This is a genomic window from Bartonella sp. AP57NXGY (assembly GCF_042195805.1).
Taxonomy (GTDB): domain Bacteria; phylum Pseudomonadota; class Alphaproteobacteria; order Rhizobiales; family Rhizobiaceae; genus Bartonella.
Genome location: NZ_JBHIOZ010000093.1, coordinates 1 through 5,030 on the forward strand (window position 1 = coordinate 1; position 5,030 = coordinate 5,030).

General features: G+C 37.5%; 1 protein-coding gene. It reads right to left on the reverse strand.

What is annotated here, in order from left to right:
• Positions 1–167: 167 nt before the first annotated feature.
• Positions 168–5,030, reverse strand: a 4,863-nt coding sequence (locus tag ACFIL8_RS07525; protein ID WP_375689314.1) for a DEAD/DEAH box helicase, incomplete at its 5' end; no start/stop codon positions are given.

The window sequence follows — 5,030 nt, forward strand, 5'->3', positions numbered from 1 at the left end:
AAATAAGAGTATCTAAAAGTGCAAGTTTCTTCTTTTTAGAATAACGCATGATAAATTATCCTTTTAAAGATTGTATGCAAGCAATGTATAAAGGGGTATAGACTACAGTTATAAGCTCTATACCCCTTACGAGTTTATCATACCCATTTGTAAGCATGCTTTATAAGTTATTCAGTTTCTCTTAATACCAAATTTGGTAAGTTCTTAACGATTTTCATTGTTTCTAAACTTACGGTAATAACCCTTTGAAACAACTCCAAAGGATAAGCAGGGTTTCCAACGGTTTCAACAGCATAGCGATTGGCATCATTAACAATGCCGCTCTTTTTATCAGTCTTTACACATTGCCGTTCCATAACCCATTCAAGAGCGGGTTTACCATTGACGATATATTCATAAGCTTCAAGAGGGATATCTGTCATTGTGACATTGCTGTTGTAAAAAACTGTCGATTTATCTTTTACTTTACTATTCCCAAAAAAATTCATTTCTGTAACATAATAGAATTTTTCAGGATTAGGGATATCAGTGAGTTTTGGATCACCTTTTTTAAAGGTTACAGGATAAGGTTCTACAGTTTCATAGTTCATATGCAAATGCCCCAGTTCACGCCCTGCAGTTACAAATTTCCAAAAATCTTCAGTGCTCTTTACACAAGGGATACGAGGCAATTCTTTAGAGAGGTTATCAGCATAACGGGTGCGGTAATCTTCTGAATGCAAAATCCCGTAAACATAATAAAATAGATCATCTTTAGTGATAGTTTCATTAGGATAAGCGGCTTTAAAATGTGCTAATCCTTCATCCGTAATGGCATCACGGCGTTGTAAACCAGCTGTTTTGTTTTCCTCTATAGAGTTTGTAAATAAATGGGATTGCTTTTCACTTTTCTCTTTTAAGGATACAATATCTTCATAAAGATATTGCGGAAAGCATTGACCGTTTTCTATCACCTGATAATCAGACACAGCTTTAATCATAAGAACAGAAAAGGTTTTTTTTGCTCCTATGCCTGTAAGTTGTATCATTTTATTTTCAACTGATTTTCCTATAGGAAATATACATGGCATTATGGAAACTCTATCGTTGAAAGCACGATTATAATAGAGCCATTGTTTTGTAAAAGGGCGATAAATACTTTGAATAAAGCACGTCTCCTCGAACTCAAATAATTTTTCTCTTATAAATTCTCGTTTAAGAGTACTACTCCAACTGATCTTTGTAGCATCAGCGTTAACGAAATTGTCTATAGCCTTTTCACGTATTTTGCGATCAACATGTCCATAAGCTTCGTTAAAGCGCTCCACTTCGCTATTATAGAAGTTAATCATGTTGTACATGTTTTTTGATAAAGCATTACGACTTGAGTTGTATGCCCACGCATCACGACTGGTTAGAACGCCACAGGAATAAGTTTCAAAAAGCTTTGTATCATGACCTTTCTTAACACCTAAAGCTAGAAATGTCTTGAAACTGTCATCACGTTGATTTATCCAATCATTATGCCTATCCGGTGTAATTATTTGCCAACCTTGTTTACTCCGTGTAATACCATTAATGCTACCAAATTTTTTAATTGTCTTAAGCTTTTCTTCTCTATTGAGATAATCTCCAATATCACGGAAATATATTTTCCCATGTTGTTGTGCATTTGGATTTTTAACCAAAATAGAAATCGCTATAGGGGCACGAGAACCTTCACCAAAAATTTTTCCACCTTCTTTGCGAGAAAGTTCTCCAGAGGTTCGTTGATTACCACGTAAATGAAAAATATAAAGGCTGCTAAATTCTTCAACGAGGCATTTGCGTAAGCCATCCATAGATTTTGTATCTATAAAACTTGCATTTGTAACAAAACCAATCACACCACGGTCTTTTATACGGTCACTTGCCCAGCGAATGGCGCGGATGTAACTATCATAAAGCGCCTGCATAAGACTTGCTTTTGAATGAGCGGCATAAGTGTCACCAATACGTTTATTTAATATGGGATAGGGAGTGTTCTTTGCATTGTCGTTTTCGCTTTTTTGTCCTATCGAATAAGGAGGGTTACCAAAAATAACTTCGATATCCAGTTTCTTTTGATGCTCTAAATATTCACTGTTTTCTTTGAATAATTTTTGCAGCAGATTCTTTTCTTCAAGCATCCGAAACGTATCAGTCAAACCAATATGCTTGAAAGGGATATATTCTCCTTTCATGATACTATGATAGGTCGATTCAATGTTAATCGCTGCTATGTAATAGGCAAGTAAGACAATCTCATTGGCATGGATATCATAACGGTATTTATATTCCATATCCTCTGGTTTGATGAGATCTGATTGTAAAAGCCGTGTAATAAAGGTACCCGTTCCCGTGAAAGGGTCAAGAATAGAGACACCCCGTGAACCAAGGCTTTTTCCAAATTCATTGCGTAAAACATCATCAACAGAATGAATGATAAAATCCACAACCTCAATGGGCGTATAAACAATTCCTAATTTTTCTACCGTACGCGGAAAAGCATGACGGAAAAATTCATTATAAAGCTTTACAATTAAGTTTTGTTGTGCTTCAAGACTTGTAGTTCCTCGTGTGTAAAATTGTACATTCCTAGAGATAGTTCTGAAATCTTGAGATTCTTCTTTAAGAGTAACTTTATCAAGGATATTAAGTACACGTTGTAAAGCACAAGAGACGGGATTTTCTTGAACAAACTGATGCCCCTCAAACAAAGCATCAAAGACTGGACGCGTCACAAGATGTTGTGCAAGCATTTCAATCGCATTTTCTTCGGAGAGGGTCGTGTTTAAATTGTTACGTAATTCGGTCATAAAACCATTAAACACCCGCCGCGTTTCCGTTTCTGATTTTGTTAAAACTTCGGTTAAGCGTGTGATATGATTTTGAGCAAGATCAGCAACATTGGTTGCCCATCTTTTCCAATAGCTAGGGTCGTAATTTCTCTTAACAATAGCTGCTCTAATGACATCCGGATATTGAGAAAAAAGGGATAATTCTTCTTCTGGTTTATATCCGTGAAAGGATTCATAAGTTGGTGATCCAATGTTCAGTCCTGAATATTCTGATTTTGAGCGTATAGGTAAGTCATCAATAACCACAGTTGTATCTTCTGAGGTAGCCTTTTGAGAAGGAACAATAATATCAAGGGCATAGCTTACGTCCTGTTTTATGGACATATGGTGGATTATTTTATTAAAACTCTCATCATGGGCACGCAAAGCATTGACGACTTGCCAGATGACATCATATTTTGGATTATTTTCCAAGGCTTGTACTGGTGGAATGCCAGCCGGTACTCCAACGGGTAGAATGATATAGCCTCTTTTCTTACCCTCTGCTCGACGCATGACACGGCCTATTGCTTGAATAATCTCAATTTGACTTTTTCGCGGGTGTAAGAATAGAACAGCATCAAGAGCAGGAACATCAACACCCTCAGAAAGACAGCGTACATTGGTTAGCACACGACACGTATTTTCCCCCGCATCTTCCTTTAACCAGTCAAGTTGTTTTGTACGCTCTTTAGCACTAAAGGTTCCATCAATATGGGCAAGAGTACAGTTAAGAGGGGGAGTATCTTTATAGTTTTTATGAAGGGCGTGCAAAGATTCTTGAACTTTTTCTTTTTTGAATTCCTTGCATATGCGTTTAGAAGTATCAATATCTTTGCAAAATGCTAAAGCTCTACGCATGGGATTGGGGTCATCTTCAAGATCAAGTTTCAGATCCATTTTGGTAAGGGCTCTATAACAGCCATTAATCTTGGTCCTATCGTCAAGAATAAGTTCATAATTCTTATCGGTAATAAGATGTTGAATGGATTGGCTTACTTCTTTTTCATTGACAACTAATATGATAACTTTACAAGGTGATAACAGTTTATGTTCTAGAGCTTCCGCAAATGTATAATGATGCAGTTCTTTGCCATAAATTTTTTCGTCATCCATAGAGGCAAGAACAGTATCAGATAGGTCAGCTTTCCTTTTTATCTTATCTGTAAAGATTTTGGGGGTTGCTGTCATATATAGACGTTTTTTACCCCGAATGATTCTGTTATCATGAACCTTGATAAATTCAGATTCACGCTTGTCTGTTCCTAACACAGCCCCAGTTGTTCTATGTGCTTCATCGCAAATGATTAGATCAAATTCGGGTAAACCATGCTCTTTTTGCGCATCTGAAATCACTTGGATAGAATGGTAAGTTGAAAACACCACCGTCATTGCATCTGCTAGGTTTTCGCAAGCTTCTTTGGCAAGGGTTTGGGCATCCGTGGTAGCAGGGAGAACAAGATCTGATGTTTCCATGCCAACAATATCATCTTGGTTCTTACGACGCTTGCCTACTTTTGTATCCGAACACACAGCAAAAGAACGCAAAGGTACTTGTGCATCGGCTGTCCATTCACGGATTGTTTGTGAGACTAAAGCCAGAGAAGGGACCAGAAACAAAACACGCTTGCCTTTCCCAGCAAGGGTTTCTGCTATCTTCAAACTGGTGAAAGTCTTCCCCGTACCACATGCCATGATCAGCTTGCCACGGTCTGCTTCTTTTAAACCTTCACAGACTTTCTTGATGGCTTCTTCTTGATGGGAATGAGGCTCTTTGGTTGATTTCAGAACCACTTCTTGTTTTGTTGCAAATATTTGCCAATCTATCCGACTGTTTTCCATATGACGAAGGTCAATGCGATAAACGGGTATCGCTTGTCCTTTAATCATGGTATTCACATTGTCACTTAATTCCACTTCTGTGCTGTCAACGAGAAGACGATATTTAAAGATGTCTTTTCCAGATGCCGCGATAAAGCTATCAATATCCTTTTTACTGATCTGATGATCTGCTTGATAAAACTTACATTGAATAGCGACATAACCCTCTTGATTGCGAAGTTTGGCAACCAGATCAATGCCGATATCATTTTTATTCCAACCTTCACGCTCTTTCGCCCATTCATAATAGCTCTCAACTTTTTCATATCGCCCATAGTGGAGAGGGTCATACATAAGATATTTTGTCACAAA